The sequence below is a fragment of the Pedobacter sp. N23S346 genome (assembly GCF_048515415.1).
Taxonomy (GTDB): Bacteria; Bacteroidota; Bacteroidia; order Sphingobacteriales; family Sphingobacteriaceae; genus Pedobacter.
This window is the reverse complement of record NZ_JBLYEE010000009.1, coordinates 192,355-208,976: the sequence shown is the minus strand read 5'-3', so window position 1 is coordinate 208,976 and position 16,622 is coordinate 192,355. Positions and strand designations below refer to the sequence as shown.

The 16,622-nt window shown below is 38.0% G+C and carries 13 protein-coding genes; 4 read left to right on the top strand and 9 right to left on the bottom strand.

The features are described from left to right. The first annotated feature begins 269 nt into the window (after positions 1-269). Together ACN1CD_RS16735 and ACN1CD_RS16730 are read left to right on the top strand one after the other, a co-directional pair. Positions 270-1,682: a glycogen synthase gene (locus ACN1CD_RS16735; RefSeq protein WP_419131537.1), complete on the top strand. Its 1,413-nt coding sequence runs from the start codon at positions 270-272 to the stop codon at positions 1,680-1,682. Between the two features lie 8 nt (positions 1,683-1,690). Then, entirely contained in the window at positions 1,691-2,959 is a 1,269-nt protein-coding gene (locus tag ACN1CD_RS16730) for a glucose-1-phosphate adenylyltransferase (RefSeq protein WP_419131536.1), read from the top strand. A 189-nt stretch (positions 2,960-3,148) separates the two neighbouring features. Here the strand turns inward: ACN1CD_RS16730 and cobA (ACN1CD_RS16725) are convergent, their stop codons facing one another. From cobA (ACN1CD_RS16725) to ACN1CD_RS16685, 9 genes are all read right to left on the bottom strand, one after another. After that, entirely contained in the window at positions 3,149-3,943 is a 795-nt protein-coding gene (gene cobA / locus ACN1CD_RS16725) for a uroporphyrinogen-III C-methyltransferase (RefSeq protein ID WP_419131535.1), read from the bottom strand. Positions 3,944-4,667: 724 nt separating this feature from the next. Continuing rightward, positions 4,668-5,132, bottom strand: a complete 465-nt coding sequence (locus tag ACN1CD_RS16720; RefSeq protein WP_419131534.1) for a hypothetical protein — start codon at positions 5,130-5,132, stop codon at positions 4,668-4,670. Between the two features lie 223 nt (positions 5,133-5,355). Continuing rightward, positions 5,356-6,606 carry a sulfate adenylyltransferase subunit 1 gene (locus tag ACN1CD_RS16715; protein ID WP_419131533.1) on the bottom strand — a complete coding sequence of 417 codons (1,251 nt, stop codon included), beginning with the start codon at positions 6,604-6,606 and terminating at the stop codon, positions 5,356-5,358. A 327-nt stretch (positions 6,607-6,933) separates the two neighbouring features. Next, positions 6,934-7,839, bottom strand: a complete 906-nt coding sequence (gene cysD / locus ACN1CD_RS16710) for a sulfate adenylyltransferase subunit CysD (protein WP_419131532.1) — start codon at positions 7,837-7,839, stop codon at positions 6,934-6,936. 378 nt (positions 7,840-8,217) lie between these two features. After that, the gene (locus ACN1CD_RS16705) at positions 8,218-8,940 is read right to left on the bottom strand and encodes a phosphoadenylyl-sulfate reductase (protein WP_419131531.1); all 723 of its coding nucleotides are present in this window, start codon (positions 8,938-8,940) and stop codon (positions 8,218-8,220) included. Positions 8,941-8,942: 2 nt separating this feature from the next. Then, positions 8,943-10,454, bottom strand: coding sequence for a TSUP family transporter (locus ACN1CD_RS16700; protein ID WP_419131530.1), 1,512 nt, complete (start codon positions 10,452-10,454; stop codon positions 8,943-8,945). Beyond that, positions 10,438-11,208: a uroporphyrinogen-III C-methyltransferase gene (gene cobA, locus ACN1CD_RS16695; RefSeq protein ID WP_419131529.1), complete on the bottom strand. Its 771-nt coding sequence runs from the start codon at positions 11,206-11,208 to the stop codon at positions 10,438-10,440. Before cobA (ACN1CD_RS16695) ends, ACN1CD_RS16700 begins: the two co-directional genes overlap by 17 nt. A gap of 117 nt (positions 11,209-11,325) precedes the next feature. Continuing rightward, the gene (locus ACN1CD_RS16690; protein WP_419131528.1) at positions 11,326-13,416 is read right to left on the bottom strand and encodes a HEPN domain-containing protein; all 2,091 of its coding nucleotides are present in this window, start codon (positions 13,414-13,416) and stop codon (positions 11,326-11,328) included. A gap of 591 nt (positions 13,417-14,007) precedes the next feature. Then, positions 14,008-14,454: an RrF2 family transcriptional regulator gene (locus ACN1CD_RS16685; RefSeq protein ID WP_419131527.1), complete on the bottom strand. Its 447-nt coding sequence runs from the start codon at positions 14,452-14,454 to the stop codon at positions 14,008-14,010. A gap of 234 nt (positions 14,455-14,688) precedes the next feature. On the opposite strand from ACN1CD_RS16685, the gene ACN1CD_RS16680 reads away from it, so the two are divergent. Continuing rightward, on the top strand, positions 14,689-15,915 hold the full coding sequence (locus ACN1CD_RS16680; RefSeq protein WP_419131526.1) for a metallophosphoesterase: 1,227 nt from the start codon (positions 14,689-14,691) through the stop codon (positions 15,913-15,915). 45 nt (positions 15,916-15,960) lie between these two features. Further along, on the top strand, positions 15,961-16,587 hold the full coding sequence (locus ACN1CD_RS16675) for a M23 family metallopeptidase (protein ID WP_419131525.1): 627 nt from the start codon (positions 15,961-15,963) through the stop codon (positions 16,585-16,587). Positions 16,588-16,622 lie beyond the last annotated feature (35 nt).

The following is a 16,622-nucleotide window of genomic DNA, read 5'->3' as shown; positions in this document are numbered from 1 at the left end:
AGGATTGCTGGCCGCCACTGACATTTTACTGCTCACTTTCAAAAACCATTAATACCACTATTTAAACCTCAGCATATTAGAATAAGATTAGCGTTATAAAAATTACAAAGCTGCCATTTAGCTACATTTTTATCGCAACTTTCTGTACAGCAATAGCTAAATAGAAAGGTAACCCAGCATACGAAATTTCACCTAAAAATAAATTTACGAATATGCTCAAATCGAAAAACAATTACTAACTTAACACAGTTATCTACACCAAATATTTGATGGAAATTATACATATAAGCGCCGAGTGTTACCCTGCTGCAAAAGTTGGCGGATTAGCTGATGTAGTTGGGGCTTTACCAAAATACCAAAATAAAATCGGCCACATTGCCAAAGTGGTTGTACCGGCTTACGATACAAAATTTATCCGTGAGAATGAGTTTGAGGTGGTTTATGATGCCTGGTCTAATTATGGAAATAATCATTTTCAATACCGTGTTTTAAAAGAGAAGACAAATAAATTAGGCTTCGATTTATACCTCATTCATATTCAAGGCTTAACCGATCGGCCAAATGTGTATGGCTATCATGATGATACCGAACGATTTGTTGCTTTTCAGATTGCAACATTAGATTGGATTACCCAATGGGAACACCGCCCTGATATTATTCACTGCCATGATCACCACACAGGTTTAGTACCCTTTATGGTGGCCAATTGTTTAAAGTATCAGGCCATTAGCAAAGTCCCTACCGTTTTAACTATTCATAACGCACAATATCAAGGTCAGTTTGGCTGGGATAAACTTTATTATTTGCCTGCTTTCGATTTATGGAAAGGTGGATTATTAGGGTGGAAAGATTCCATTAATCCTTTAGCTGCAGCAATTAAATGTGCATGGCGGATAACTACAGTTTCGCCAAGTTATATGGAAGAAATGATGTTTAATGCCCGTGGACTCGAAAGCCTTTTAAGACAGGAACGCTGGAAATCTGTAGGGATCTTAAATGGAATTGACACCGAGGTTTGGGATCCGGAAACAGACCCAATGCTGGGTAAAAATTACAATCTAAAAACGTTAGAATGTGGAAAAGCAGCAAACAAAAAAGCCCTTTGCGATGTTTTCTTATTAGATTCTTCAAAACCACTCTTCACTTTTATAGGAAGGTTGGTTGATGAAAAAGGTGCTGATTTACTGCCAGATATTTTTTACACCGCACTTCAGCAACATGGAGATGATATTAATATTTTGATTTTAGGATCCGGAGATAGCGCGGTAGAAGGGCGACTGAATCAAATAAAAGATTATTACAGTGGAAAATACAATGCTTACATCGGATACAATGAACAAGTTTCGCACGAGATGTATGCAGGTGCAGATTTTCTGTTAATGCCATCGAGGGTTGAGCCTTGTGGTTTAAATCAACTTTATGCATTGCGGTATGGAACCGTTCCTATTGTACGCAGGGTTGGGGGTTTAAGAGATACGGTGATCGACATTGGTGATCGTGGATTTGGAATCTGTCACGATCAAACCAGCGTATGGGATGTTACCCATGCCATAAGTCGTGGATTAGCATTATACAATGATAAAAAGGCCTTTAAAACTGTTCGGAAAACAATGATGAAAATTGATCATTCCTGGGATCAGGCGGCTACAAATTATATAGAATTATACCAAATATTAAAATAAGCTTAAACATGACTGATAAAGTTTTAGGCGTTATCCTTGGCGGTGGCCAGGGCTCTAGATTATCGCCACTCACACAAACACGTTCTAAACCTGCAGTTCCAATTGCTGGTAAATACAGGCTTGTGGATATTCCGATTTCCAATTGCTTAAATTCGGGTATTCACCGCATGTTTGTACTGACGCAATTTAACTCGGCATCGTTAAATAAGCATATTAAAAACACGTATCACTTTAGCCATTTTAGTACGGCTTTTGTTGATATTCTTGCTGCTGAGCAAACAGTTCAAAATGCTGGCTGGTTTCAGGGAACTGCAGATGCTGTGCGCCAATGTATGCACCACATCGTTTCACATGAATTCGATTATATTTTAATTCTTTCCGGCGATCAATTATACCAGATGGATTTTAAAGATATGATTGAAAAACATATCGAAGCCAAAGCAGAAATTACCATCGCAACGATCCCGGTTACAGCGAAAGATGCAACAGACTTTGGTATTTTGAAAGCTGATGAAGAAAACATGATCACTTCATTTACAGAAAAACCAAAAGTAGGTTTAGAGGCATGGGTATCTGACACCGGTGAAGAAATGCAGGCTGAAGGTCGTAACTTTTTGGCCTCTATGGGGATTTACGTTTTCAACCGTGAATACTTAATTAACATCCTGAATGAAAACGAAGAAGAGAAAGATTTTGGTAAAGAAATTTTGCCAAGGGCGATTAACGAAAGTCGGGTGTTAAGTTATCAGTATGAAGGTTATTGGACAGATATTGGTAATATTTCGTCATTCTTTGAAGCTAACTTAGGTTTAACTGACGAGATTCCGAAATTCAACATGTTTGATAGCAATCATACAATCTTTACGAGAGCAAGGATGCTACCACCTTCTAAAATCTCTGGTACAACATTAGAGAAAGCTATTATTGCTGAAGGTTGCATTGTGCAGGCCAGTAGAATTGAGCATGCCGTGTTGGGAATCAGAGCTCGTATTGGTAAAGATACCGTAGTAACCAATGCTTATGTGATGGGAAGCGACCGATATCAAACTCTTGAAGAAATTCAGTCTGAAACCGAAAAAGGCAATTCTTTAATAGGTATCGGCGATAGGTGTTACATCAACAACGCCATTATTGACAAAAATTGTCGCATTGGTAATGATGTAAAGATTAATGGCGGACCGCACTTAGAAGATGGCGATCATGAACTTTACGCAGTGAAAGACGGTATTGTGGTTGTAAAAAAAGGTGCAGTTTTACCTAGTGGAAGTGTAATTTAATACGATCACTTGATATTATATAGCAGCCAGTTTGATCCATTCAGACTGGCTTTTTTGTTTTCTTCAATTTTCGATTGGAGAGTCACCAACCAGCACAAAAATCTAACCACTTACTATCACAAACAAAAACCGCAAGGCTTTCACCTGCGGTTTTACAACAAAACAAATAATTATGGTTTAGGTTAATTATTAATACTCTTCAGCAATAATTTCATAAAAATCTCTGATCGGTTGAAATTGTGGGTGCAATGAAACCACATCTCCGAACACCAATAGTGCTGGTGCCTGAATCCTTTTGTCTTCTACCACTTCTGCAATGGTATCTACGATTCCGATTGCAATTTTTTCATCTTTTGAAGAACCATTCTGAATCACTGCTACTGGCAATAAGCCTTTGTTCTCACTTTGAAAGATCGCGGCAATTTCTTTTACTTTTTCAATACCATTTAAAACTACTATAGTTGCTTTGGTTTTTGCAGCGATGTATAAATCTTCAGAAATTTCGCCTTTAGAATTTGTTCCGGTTACCGCCCAGAAACTCTCGCTTAAATCTTTATAGATCATTGGGATTTTTTGCAAACTTGGCGCACCAGTTGCACTAGAAATCCCTGGAATAATTTCAGTTGGAATGCTGTAGGATTCGGCTGCATCTATTTCTTCGTAACCTTTTGCAAAGAAAAACGGATCTCCGCTTTTTAAACGAACCACATGACCATAGTTTAAAGCATAATCGACGATCAGTTTATTTACGGCATCCTGAGAAAAATCTTCATCATCAGTGCGCTTACCTACATACACTTTCGGAATACCTTCTGGTGCATAACACAATAAAGCTTCGTTCACATTTGCATCATATAGTACAACATCTGCTGTTTTTAATGCTTTAACTCCTTTTAAACTAAATAAATCCGGATCACCAGGACCGGCACCTACTAGTGTAATTTTTGGTTCAATGTTCGCTTTTTCTACTTTATTTAAAATCATGTCAGAAAATTTTAGCTCGTTTTTAATCTTACTAATTAAACAAATATATAAAGTCTATAGAAATTGTAGTAATTTATTTTAAAATAATTTTTATTTAGTATTTTGTATAAGCATTTTTCGTTATTTGTTTTTCGTTTACGCTGGTCAGGATTTATAATCCTGACTGATCTTACTAAGGATTTTTAATCCTTAAATCAAACTTAATATTCGGTGCGAGTTAATTCAAATTGATAACTGTCAATAATTAAACTGTTGAATCATTATGGTGGATTAAAAATCCACAATTATAGAAGTCCGGAAAAGATTTCCGGACTAACGCAACAGTGATGAGATTGCTTCGTCGCTGAAAAAGCAATGACGAGTGCGTTAATTTAGCGCATTAGTTTCTCTGCTCATTGAACGTCCTTGCGAGAACATCTTCCGATCCTTCATCGGTAATGTTAGTGGCAATCTTACGTTGGTCAGGATTTATAATCCTGACTGATCTTACTAAGGATTTTTAATCCTTAAATCAAATTTAATTCGATGCGGGTTATTTCAAATATAAACTGTCAAAAATTAAGCTATTGAATCATTATGGTGGATTAAAATCCACAGTTATAGAAGTACGGAAAAGATTTCCGGACTAACGCAAGGTTGTTTCGTCTCTGAAAGCAATGACGATAAGATAAAGGGTTCGTTTTTATTACTTCAGCTTTGGTCTTTCAGCTTTAGTCTTTCCCCCCTATTTACAAGGAACTTCCTGAAAAGTAAACTTACCAGCATCATAATTAATCGGTTTTCCTTTAACAAAATATGATCTGCCCAGCGTAGTTTCAATTTGAGCAACGCCCATTATCAGTTTGCCATCTTTTTTCAAGAAAGCCAAAGGATTTGTGAATGCTCTGGTGGTATCGCTTCCTGTATTAAAACGATAATCAACCAATAGGGTATCGCCATGAAACTTCCCATTTATCTCACCACTGTTTTTTGGCTTTTCGCTATACTTAATTAACAACGAACCAGTAACCTTGCCCGATGCCATAGTATTTAAAATCATTGCAGCACTATCTTTTTGGAATGATGATGCATAACAAGTTTGATTGATTATAGAGTCTTTCTTTGAGGAATCAGCTTTCTTTTCAGACTGGTTACAAGCAAAAATGAAAGGGACAGCTGCAAAGGCAATGTATAGAAGATTTCTTTTCATAATATTAAAATTAAAGGTTCTTTACTAAATATACTAATCAGATGATAAGTTTCATACGTTTCCATAAGAAATCAAGAACTTATAACGCCATAGCCATTAAATAAAAACGGGGCACCAGATGGTGTCCCGAAGAAATTACATTCTATCTAAATTAGAAATTCAGCTTTTTTATACTTGTTTGTGGTTCGGGATAAAAACATCTACCACTATACCCTCTTACATTTTATTCTACTGAAGCTCTAAACATTAAAGCGCCAACCGTTAAGTTTGTACGGCTATCGATTAAAATTGCAGAACCATTTGCCCGGTTATCATCATATAAATCGAAAGCCAAAGCATCTGCCGTTTTTAAAATTACCCGGCCAATATCATTCAATTTAAATTCATCCGCAGCATGTTTCTCCAGCGTATTGATATCAACTTTATGCAAAATTTCACTGATTTTACATTTAGTAGTCTTACTGTTATGCTGAATTAAATACATGATTGAAGTATCTAAAGCACGGCCATCCATCCAACATAAATCAGCCTCAATTAGCTTCGATTCTTGTGGCAAAGCCGATGCGTTCACAATGGTATCTCCACGACTGATATCTACATCATCTTTTAAATGGATGATCACTGACTGTCCTGCATGAGCGGCATCTGGTGCCTGATCAAAAAACTCTATCTTTTCAATTGTAGAACTTGCGCCCGAAGGCAATACCGTAACCCGATCATTCAGCTTGAAAGTTCCACTTAATACCCTGCCGGCATAACCGCGATAATCGTGTAATTCAGCTGTTTGAGGACGAATAACCCACTGCACTGGCATCCTGGCCAACTGAGATTTGTCCAGATTATCGGTATCTACTTTTTCCAAAAAATGCAATAAGCTCTCACCCTCATACCAGTCCATATGCAAAGAATTCTGAACAATATTGTCTCCCTTCAGCGCACTCACCGGAATGTAAGTCACATCCTGCAGTTTAAGCTGTTGTGCCAATACTTTATATTTTTCTATAATCGAATTATAAACGGCCTCATCATAATCAACCATATCCATTTTGTTGATACAAACCACAATATGTTTAATACCTAACAAAGAAACCAGGTAAGAATGCCGAATGGTTTGCTCCACTACCCCATTTCGGGCGTCGATTAAAATAATAGCCAAGTTTGCCGTAGAGGCACCAGTAACCATGTTTCGGGTGTACTGGATATGTCCTGGCGTATCAGCAATGATGAATTTACGCTTCTCGGTCTGGAAATATTTGTAAGCCACATCAATGGTAATTCCCTGCTCACGCTCTGCTCTTAAACCATCGGTTAAAATGGCTAAATCTATTGTTCCATCGTCGTTTTTGCGGTTAGAACTTTGTAAGGCTTCTAACTGATCGGCTAAAATAGAATCTGTATCGTATAACAAGCGGCCGATTAAGGTACTCTTACCGTCATCTACGCTACCTGCTGTGAAAAATTTTAATATGTTCATGTTTGTTTTAGTATTAAGATAAAAGTATCAGGTATCAAGACAAATTGCAGTCTATCAATTTTACACTTCCTATTTTGCTTTAATAAAAAATTCTTTAAGAGGATATTTGTTTTAGTATCAAGATAAAAGTATCAAGTATCGAGACAAATTGCAGCCTATCATTTTTATAAAAAGTTTCTAGGAGCATGTTTGTTTTAGTATTAAGATAAAAGTATCAAGACAAATTGCTGCCTCACTTTTATACCTGCACTTATTTTTGATAAAATTTCCCTAAGCGCTTAGCTTGCACCCAGTCTTGATACTTGATACTCGCTACTTGATACTTCCTTAAAAATACCCACCCTTTTTCCTATCCTCCATTGCAGCTTCAGAAACCTTATCATCCAATCTTGCACCGCGTTCAGAAATTTTTGATTCACTGATTTCGGAGATAATATCGTCGATTAAAGTTGCTTCTGATTCTACTGCAGCGGTACAAGACATATCGCCAACGGTACGGAAACGAACTTGTTTGCGGAATACGACATCTTCAGCATCCATATTTAAAAATGGAGAGGCGGCCATTAACTGACCATTTCTGGTAATCACTTCGCGCTCATGGGCAAAGTAAATACTAGGCAATTCTATTTTTTCCCTGCGGATGTAATTCCATACATCAAGTTCCGTCCAGTTACTGATAGGAAAAACACGAACGTTTTCACCTTTGTGGATTTTACCATTATAAATGTTCCAAAGTTCTGGGCGCTGGCGTTTAGGATCCCAAGAGCCAAATTCATCCCGAACGGAGAAAATACGTTCTTTTGCACGGGCTTTTTCTTCATCTCTCCGGGCGCCGCCTATACAAGCATCAAACTGATGTTTAGCGATAGTATCTAACAGCGTAACCGTTTGTAAGGCATTTCTACTCGCATTCTTACCGTTTTGTTCAATCACTTTCCCCTGGTCTATAGATTCCTGAACAGAACCTATGATTAATCGTTCACCAATACTTTCGATCATTTGATCACGATAAGTAATGGTTTCTTCGAAATTGTGACCAGTATCAATGTGAACCAATGGAAAAGGAAATTTCCCGGGACGAAAAGCTTTCTCTGCTAAACGAACCAAGGTGATTGAATCTTTTCCACCTGAAAATAACAAGGCTGGTTTCTCAAATTGCCCTGCAACCTCACGTAAAATGTGGATTGCTTCGGCCTCTAGTTCATCTAAATAATCAAAATTATATGTGCTCATTTAAAAATGTTGTAATGTTTGATTGTTGAAGGTTGGAATGTTCCGCTATTCAACTATTTATATTTGTTGTTATTACTGCTGTTGCTATTTCTTTACCATATCATCATTGCTTTCAACCGACGCGGCAATCTACCTGCCTTCTCAATAAGCGCTCATTTTCTTCCTAATGGATTGCTTCGGCTCCCTCTTGTCCTGCCTCGCAATGACGATTAGTTGAAGGAAGTGTTCTTGTTATTCTTTTCACTTTGGTCTTTTAGCTTTAGTCTTACACCTTCATCCTTATTCCTCTCATACAGATTGCTTCGGCTCCTTCTTGTCCTGCCTCGCAATGACGATTAATCGACAGAAGCACCCTTGTTATGCTTTTCGCTTTAGTCTTTAAGCTTTAACCTTTAAACTATCTTCCGTAGCATGCAAACCACATTCCTTTTTACTTTGGTCTTCCCACCACCATCTTCCCGCTCTGAAATCTTCGCCCGGCTGAACGGCTCTTGTACATGGGGCGCAGCCGATGCTTGGAAAACCTTTATCGTGTAAAGTATTATAAACGATATTATTTTCTTTGATATAGGTTTTAACCTCCTCTAATGTCCATTGGAATATTGGATGAAATTTCACCAGCTGATTTCCTTCATCCCATTCTAAATCGTGCATATCTTCGCGGTTTGCACTTTGCTCAGCCCTGATTCCCGTTACCCAAATTTCGTTGCCTTGTAATGCTCTTTTTAAGGGTTCGATCTTGCGGATGTAACAGCACTCTTTTCTATTTTCTACCGATTCATAAAAACTATTCGGCCCTTTTGTATTTACCAGATCCTGCAACAATTCATTTTGCGGATAGTAAGCGTAAATGGGCTTATTATATACTTCTAAAGTTCGATTCCAAACGTAATAGGTTTCTGGAAAAAGCCGACCTGTTTCCAAAGTAAATACCTTTATTGGAATATTATTTGAAAAAATCAGGTGCGTAATGGCTTGATCTTCCCAGCCAAAACTTGTTGAGAAAATAACTTTACCCGGGTATTTATTTGCCAGGAACTTTAATTTTTCTATGGTGTTGAAATTAGATAATTCTTCTTTAATCTCCGCTAAATTTCCCATCACTAAATTAATTTTAAAATAAACACAATTACACTGCGCAAGCTTACAATCATCACAATAATTCCAACGGCAACCATAATGGTCTTCGCCGAAATTTTATTTGATACTTTCGCTGCAATCGGCGATGCGACTGCACTCCCAATAATCAAACCTAAAACGGCTTCCCAGTGTTTACCGCCCAACATCGTAAAGAATGTTAGGGAGCTTAATGTGGCAATAAAAAACCTGCTGATTTTTACGGTTCCGAGAGAGAATAATGGGTGACGGCCTCCTGCAATCAGGCTTGATAACACGATAGACCCCCATCCTCCACCAAAGGCCGCATCGATAAAACCACCAACGAAACCCAACAAACCGATTTTCTTTATCTTCTCATCAGCTTTTTTTCTTTTGATGTTAAATGCTTTCATCAAAATTATACCTCCTAAAAATAAGGTATAAACCGCTACAACCGGCTTCACGTAAGAGCTGTAATGTTCTAAAGACGATAAGATATATGCACCTAAAACCGCTCCTATAATTGCTGGTATAATTAAAATTTTAAACAATTTCCAGTTCACATTCCCCATTCTGTAATGCATCCAGCCTGCAATACCGTTACTCATTACTTCTGAAATGTGGATGGCCATACTTGCCGATGCCGGCGGTAATCCCATGGCTAGCGAAAAAGATGCAGTGGTTACCCCGTACGACATTCCGATTGCCCCATCTACCAAAGCAAATAAAAACCCTGCCCCTAAAAACCAGTAAAATAGCGGATCGATGTGAATTAAAAACGATTGAAATTCTGGTTCGGTGTTCCATAAAGAAATACCAATGGCGCCGATAAGTAAGATCGAAGCAATCCAGATTAACCATTTGATGTTTCGTTCTGCGAAACTCTTTTTCGGGTAAATTAAACTTTTGGTAACCTTATTAAGTTTTTTAACTTTTGCAGAAAAATCGCCGGTTAGCGTTTGCCGTAAAGCACTCATATTCTGTAAAGTTTCATCCAGCTCTGCTGGCAAACCTTCATTTAAAATTTGCTTTAAGCGTTTTGCGATGGTTGGGGATTTCCCATTGGTAGAAATGGCAATTTTTAAATCGCCTTTTTGCACGATGGAACCCAGGTAAAAATCGCAAAGGTCTGGCTTATCTGCTACATTGATCAGCAGACCTTTCTCATGCGTAACCACCCTGATTTCTTCGTTCAGGATATAATTATTGGTCGCTGCGAAAACGATATCAATATCTTCCAAATCTGAAACATCAAAGCTTTTCTGTTTTACCTTAATATTTGGATAATTTGCAACCAATGCATAAACCTCTGGTGAAACAATTTCGGCAACAATTGTAATCTTCGCATGATGGCTGTTATTAACAATTGCCGTTAACTTTTCGAGGCCAATATTTCCGGCACCAATTAATAATGTACGCAACTTGTTCAGCTTTATAAAAACTGGAAAGAGCTGGTTACCTTTCTCCTCTTCAGAGAAAGATGCTTCATTATCGGGTTGGTTAGGCAATACTTGCATATTGTTTTACGAGTTTTTTAAATGATGGGTGTAAGGAAACCACTTCTCCAAAAATTAACAGCGCCGGTGCTTTCACATTTTCCTGCTGAACTAAATTTTCAATCGTATCCACTGTACCTACTACCAATTTTTCGTCTGCTGATGAACCATTTTGAACCACTGCTGCGGGCAAATTACTTCTGCCTGCTGCTTTGAAGATCTCTACAATTTTAGCTAATTTTTTCAAGCCCATCAAAACTAAAACCGTAGCATTTGATTCTGCTGCCTGATAAATGTCGTTAGAAACCTCACCCGATGTAGTTGTTCCGGTTATTACCCAAAAGCTTTCGCTCAGGCCACGGTGTGTTACCGGAATTTGTTGCAAGCCCGGCACACCAATTGAACTCGAAATACCCGGAATTACATCAACCGGAATACTGTAGGAAGCCGCGTAATCTAATTCCTCATACCCTCTGCCGAACACAAATGGATCTCCGCCTTTTAAACGTACCACATGGCCATAATTCAAGGCATAATCAATCATCAGTTTATTAATGGTTTCCTGTGGATAAGAATGTTCACCAGAACGTTTACCAACATATACTTTAATGGCCTCGGCTGGCGCATGTTCTAATAATGCCTCATTGGTTAATGCATCATACAGCACTACATCTGCGGCCTGTAATGCCTTAACACCTTTTAAAGTTAACAAATCCGGATCTCCGGGACCTGCGCCTAAAAGTGTAATTCTTGATTCTCTATTTTGATTAACCATAATTTTTTAAATTATTGAATTTTTGAATGATTGATTTAGTGAATGTTTTTCTAGCGATTGTATTATCTACATATTCACTAATTCTCTCATTCCTTAATTCATTCATTCTATCACTTCTCACTTCACTTCTACTGCCCTTTTCTCCTTAATTTGATTTAAAAAATCATCTGCCTGGCTGAAATAACTATTGGCAAATGCTGCAGTGGGTTCATTCTTATTAATTTGTAAAACCAAATCCGAAAAGTTAGTCGATAAGTTAAATTCACCCGTTTCTACATAGTGATTATCAAATTCTCTGATCACACCAACTTGCGTGCTGCTATTTATTCCTTTGTCCAGAAGCAAAGATTTTGCAGCGCTTACAAATGTGCTATACGTATGGTAAATCGCATCTGCATAAGCCCCTTTTTCTAAATTCTGTTTCGCCCATCCAAATTTTTCATCGGCTTCTAAAAGTAGCGTAGCCACTAAATCGATCACCACGCCTGCACATTCACCCACACCAATCGCGGTAACAAACTGCTCTACATGTCCCCAATCTACAAACTCTTCTTGTTGAAGGTTCGTTAGATCTGCCAACGGCTTTAACAGCTGATAAAAATGATCCTTCCCTTTTCGGTCATAGTACTGATGGAAGTTTTCATCAGCTTCGTTATTCGCCTTGAAATCATTTAAAATGAAATGCAAAACACTTGTTGCTCTTTTTGAAGGTACTTTAATTACCCGTTCTGCAACGCGACCAACACCATTTCCAACTGTCCCGCCTCCAAGCATTACCTGAACCGCCGGAACCACTTTGCCTTCTGCTTTTACTGAACTTCCATGGAAACCAATTTCTGCTAAACCATGCTGACCGCAAGAATTCATACAGCCACTGATTTTGATCTTGATATTTTTTTCGTATATAAATTCTGGGAAATCGGTGTAAATTACATCTTCCAAAACCTCAGCTAAAGTCATCGAATTGGAGATCCCCAAATTACAAGTATCTGTTCCCGGGCAAGTGGTAATGTCTGCCAGGCTATCAAAACCTGCTGTAGTGAAACCGATTTTATTTAAAGCTGTATATAATGATGGCAAAGCTTCTTTTCGTACAAATTTTAGCAGTAAACCCTGGTTTTGCGTAATTCTGATTTCATCTGCAACATATGGTTTAATCGCGTTTACAAATGCTCTTGCTTTATCTGTTTTGATATCTCCAACCTGCACTTTCACATAAACCGAATAAAAACCTTCCTGCTTTTGTTCTACTATATTTGTAGCCGACCAATGCTTGTAATGTGCTTCATTTAATATTTCCACTTCGCCATAGTGCTGTTCCAAAGGCATTGCAGGCTGAGGCACCGTATCTCTGTCTATAGTGTAGGTTTTTACTTTATTGGCGATGCGTTCTTCGGCAACTAAACGTAAAACTTCTTCTAAACCTAGTTTTTGCACTAAATATTTTAAACGTGCTTTATTCCTGTTGGTACGTTCGCCATAGCGATCGAAAACCCGAAGTACCGATTCTGTAAAAGGAATTAACTGATCTTCGTGTAAAAATTCTTCAATCGGGCTGGCTAAAAATGGTTGTGCGCCTAAGCCACCTGCAAATAAAACCTTAAAGCCCCGCTCCCCATTTTCATTGATTTTTGGAATAAATCCTAAATCATGGATGTAGCTAAAAGCGGTGTCCTTATCGCTTGATGAGAACGAAATTTTAATCTTTCTGCCCATTTCCTGGCAGATCGGATTACGCAAAAAATATTTAAAAACCGCATGTGCATAAGGCGAAACATCAAAGGGTTCATCTTTATCTATTCCCGAATTGGGCGATGCCGTTACATTACGAACAGTGTTTCCACAGGCTTCGCGAAGGGTAATATCATCTTGCTCCAGTTTCGCCCAAAGTTCTGGCGTTCTGTCTAAACTCACATAGTGCAACTGAATATCCTGACGGGTAGTAAGGTGCAAATTTCCACTTCCGTATTCATCGGCAATATCTGCAATACGGAGCAACTGTTTAAAAGTCACCTTGCCGAATGGGAGCTTAATGCGAATCATTTGTACGCCAGGCTGCCTTTGTCCGTAAACTCCGCGAGCTAAACGTAAGCTCCTGAATTTTTCATCGTGAATGGTGCCATCGCGGAAAGCTTTAATCTTATTCTCTAAATCAATAATGTCTTGCTCGACAATATTGTTTTCGAGTTCTGTTCTGAAACTTTGCATATATGTTGTTAGCTTTATTCAAAAAATGCTTCTCTTTTTACTGAGAAGCATCCAATATTTTATACCTATAAATTATTCAAATACCCTCTTCTACTTTGTTTTACAACAATAGCACATCGATTTGGCGCTGGTATTTCTAATTATAGATTTGAAGTTCATCCTCCAAATATATAAAGTATATAGGAATAGTAGTAATTTTTCTTAAAAAAGTTTGTGTGTTGGTGATTGGTTTTAGGAAATCAATGTTAGTGACGTTTTATAATTAATTTATTTTTAGGTATTTAACAAATTACATCAATGGTATTTAGTTCAATACCTATCTAGGTAAGATCCTGAATCAAGTTCAGGAGGACGATTCGTTGCAAGATGGATTTCTCGAGGGGATGTACTAATCGATTCATCATGCTGACCTGTAGCGCAGCGGAAAGCTACGCAGTAAATTTAGTTCAATACCTATCTTGGTAAGATCCTGAATCAAGTTCAGGAGGACGATTCTTCGCAAATTAATAAACTACCATTGTTATTTTTCATCAATTGAAGCAATCTCATTCGTTATGTGGCATAAGCAAAAAGAGAATGACTCTATCTGAATTATAAACTTTCTATTCCAAGCTTCAAAGTATCTTCACGGCCTATTACATCGGCGATGCTGGTTTCGCTCAAAACCTTAAGCGTAGCATCCCTCACATCTATAAAAGCACTTCTGATTCCGCAGGTTTTCTCATCTTCGCACTCATCACACTTATGGTAAAAGTTCAAACTTGCGCAGGGAACCATCGCGATAGGACCATCTGTAACCCGCATCACATGCACCAACAGGATTTCTTCAGGCTTTTTATTTAAGCTGTAGCCACCTCCTGCCCCTTTCTTGCTATACAGAAAGCCGGCATTACGCAAATCCAATAGAATCTGTTCTAGGAATTTTTTCGGAATATGCTCCTCCTCGGCAATCTTAGAGATTTGCATAGGTGGTTTTTCTACATTTTTACCAAGCGCAACAAGTGCTTTTATGGCGTATTTAGTTTTTTTGGATAGCATATATCCTACAAAGCTAATAAATTAAGTATAATTATGAAATTCGCAGTATTCACAGAAAACTTCTAACAGTACACTGGAAGATCTTTAAATTTCTAACCATCTGGATTTATCTAAATATGCAAAAAAATGCATGTTCCTATTAATCAAACCTACGTAAAAATGTGCCGCTGGTTGAACACAAATCCGCTAACGCCGGTTTAAAATCTAACTTTGCCACCGTTTGTTAATTTTAAAATGAAAAGAAGAACTAATTTGTTGCCCGTTTTAGTGGTGGCGCTCTTATTTTTTGCCCTTAGTGCTTATGTCCTTTCTGGCTTTGGCGTCATTTATCACAAAGAATGGTTAGCGCCAGTTTTTTGGGTTTTAATTATCAGTCTGACGGTTTCCCTGGTTTTCGCAATTACTCAAATGCGTAAAGGTATCAATCAGTTTTTCACTATTGTTAGTCATGCTTTTTTGATCGTACTGGTTTCGGAAATGATTTTTGCATTCTTTCTGTTAATCGGAGATATTTACCGGGCAATGATATCAATAGCCACTAATTTCCAGCCGCAGGGCTATCAAATTGCTGAAAGAAACCATTATTGGGTAGATTTTGCTTTCATCATGTTCTGCCTTACGATAATCCTTTTCGCCTTTGGCATTACCAGAGGAAAGTATGCATACCGGGTAATTAAACACACTTTGTATTTTGATGATTTACCTCAAAGTTTTGATGGTTTCACGCTCACTCAAATTTCTGATGTGCATGCCGGAAGTTTTACAAAACCCAAATTGGTGCAAAAAGGTATCGACCTCATTAATGCACAAAAAAGTGATTTATTCGTTTTCACAGGCGATTTGGTTAATAATGCAGCCTCAGAGATTGTTCCATACCTCAATCATTTCTCACAGATCAAAGCGCCATTCGGTCAGTTTTCTATTTTAGGAAATCACGATTATGGCGATTATATTAAATGGCCTTCGGAGGCGGAGAAAGTGCAAAATTTAAATCAGTTGAAGGCCTATCATCAGGAGTTGGGTTTCAAACTTCTTTTGGATGAACATGTAGTACTCGAAAAAAACGGAGAAAAAATAATTCTTGCGGGTATCGAAAACTGGGGCGTTGGTTTTGGTGAACGTGGAGATTTAAATAAGGCCTTACAAAATACTTCGGTAAACGATTTTAAGATCCTGCTTTCACATGATCCATCCCACTGGGATGCGCAGGTTAAAAACCATCCCTCAAAAATTCAGCTTTCTTTGGCTGGTCATACGCACGGAATGCAGTTTGGCATTGAAGCTTTCGGCATTAAATGGAGTCCGGTAAAATATCGCTACAAACACTGGGCAGGCATTAAAACAGAAAATAACCGGTACCTGAATGTGAACCGAGGCTTTGGTTTTCTTGGGTTTTCCGGGCGGATTGGTATCTGGCCGGAAATCACGGTGATAGAATTGAAAAGAAAAGGCTTAGCATAGGGAACCCAAAAATTTTATCTTATCTTGCTTTTTTATTCGTACCTGATGAGACTTAGCCTATTTTTATTATTAGCATTTTTCCTTTTCGAAACGCCTACAATCGACAATGATAAAGACCGATGGAAACCTTATTATACGGATGTCAATCCTCATCAGGTAGCAGATCATTGGTTTTTACCATTCCATGTTGCCGATCGAAAGAAAATAGCCCAGATTAAAATCATCAGTATTTTCGGCGATCATCGCGATAGCTATTATAAAGGGCACATTCATACCGCTATTGATATTAATCCGGCAACGCCAAAAAATAAGTTAATTGATGTTTATGCAATGGCAAATGGCGTGGTTTGCTCTATACACTTAGGAGAAAACCAAAAAACAGTTGTATTAAAGCATAAGCTGAAAAATGGCACAGTGATGTTTACAAGCTACAAACACCTTAAGGAAGTTTATGTGAAAACCGGCGATTTTACCAGTCCAAACACAAAACTTGCCCGCTTATTTACCAAAGAAGAAAGCAAAAAATATGGTGGAGATTACCATCACCTGCACCTGGAAATCAGAAAAAAATTCGATGACTATGGTTGTGCAAGTTGGTTAACGATGAACAATGCACAGCTTAATGACCGTTTTTATAATCCACAGGTATTTTTGAAAGCCAATTTGAAATAATTCCCTATGGATAAATTTCTGCGTGCCATCTTACT

What these genes read in the sequence shown, in the direction of transcription:
- ACN1CD_RS16715 (WP_419131533.1), bottom strand. Translation starts at nt 6,606, where the DNA reads ATGAACATATTAAAATTTTTCACAGCAGGTAGCGTAGATGACGGTAAG.
- cobA (WP_419131535.1), bottom strand. Translation starts at nt 3,943, where the DNA reads ATGATTTTAAATAAAGTAGAAAAAGCGAACATTGAACCAAAAATTACA.
- ACN1CD_RS16730 (WP_419131536.1), top strand. Translation starts at nt 1,691, where the DNA reads ATGACTGATAAAGTTTTAGGCGTTATCCTTGGCGGTGGCCAGGGCTCT.
- cysD (WP_419131532.1), bottom strand. Translation starts at nt 7,839, where the DNA reads ATGAGCACATATAATTTTGATTATTTAGATGAACTAGAGGCCGAAGCA.
- ACN1CD_RS16720 (WP_419131534.1), bottom strand. Translation starts at nt 5,132, where the DNA reads ATGAAAAGAAATCTTCTATACATTGCCTTTGCAGCTGTCCCTTTCATT.
- cobA (WP_419131529.1), bottom strand. Translation starts at nt 11,208, where the DNA reads ATGGTTAATCAAAATAGAGAATCAAGAATTACACTTTTAGGCGCAGGT.
- ACN1CD_RS16675 (WP_419131525.1), top strand. Translation starts at nt 15,961, where the DNA reads ATGAGACTTAGCCTATTTTTATTATTAGCATTTTTCCTTTTCGAAACG.
- ACN1CD_RS16735 (WP_419131537.1), top strand. Translation starts at nt 270, where the DNA reads ATGGAAATTATACATATAAGCGCCGAGTGTTACCCTGCTGCAAAAGTT.
- ACN1CD_RS16685 (WP_419131527.1), bottom strand. Translation starts at nt 14,454, where the DNA reads ATGCTATCCAAAAAAACTAAATACGCCATAAAAGCACTTGTTGCGCTT.
- ACN1CD_RS16700 (WP_419131530.1), bottom strand. Translation starts at nt 10,454, where the DNA reads ATGCAAGTATTGCCTAACCAACCCGATAATGAAGCATCTTTCTCTGAA.
- ACN1CD_RS16680 (WP_419131526.1), top strand. Translation starts at nt 14,689, where the DNA reads ATGAAAAGAAGAACTAATTTGTTGCCCGTTTTAGTGGTGGCGCTCTTA.
- ACN1CD_RS16705 (WP_419131531.1), bottom strand. Translation starts at nt 8,940, where the DNA reads ATGGGAAATTTAGCGGAGATTAAAGAAGAATTATCTAATTTCAACACC.
- ACN1CD_RS16690 (WP_419131528.1), bottom strand. Translation starts at nt 13,416, where the DNA reads ATGCAAAGTTTCAGAACAGAACTCGAAAACAATATTGTCGAGCAAGAC.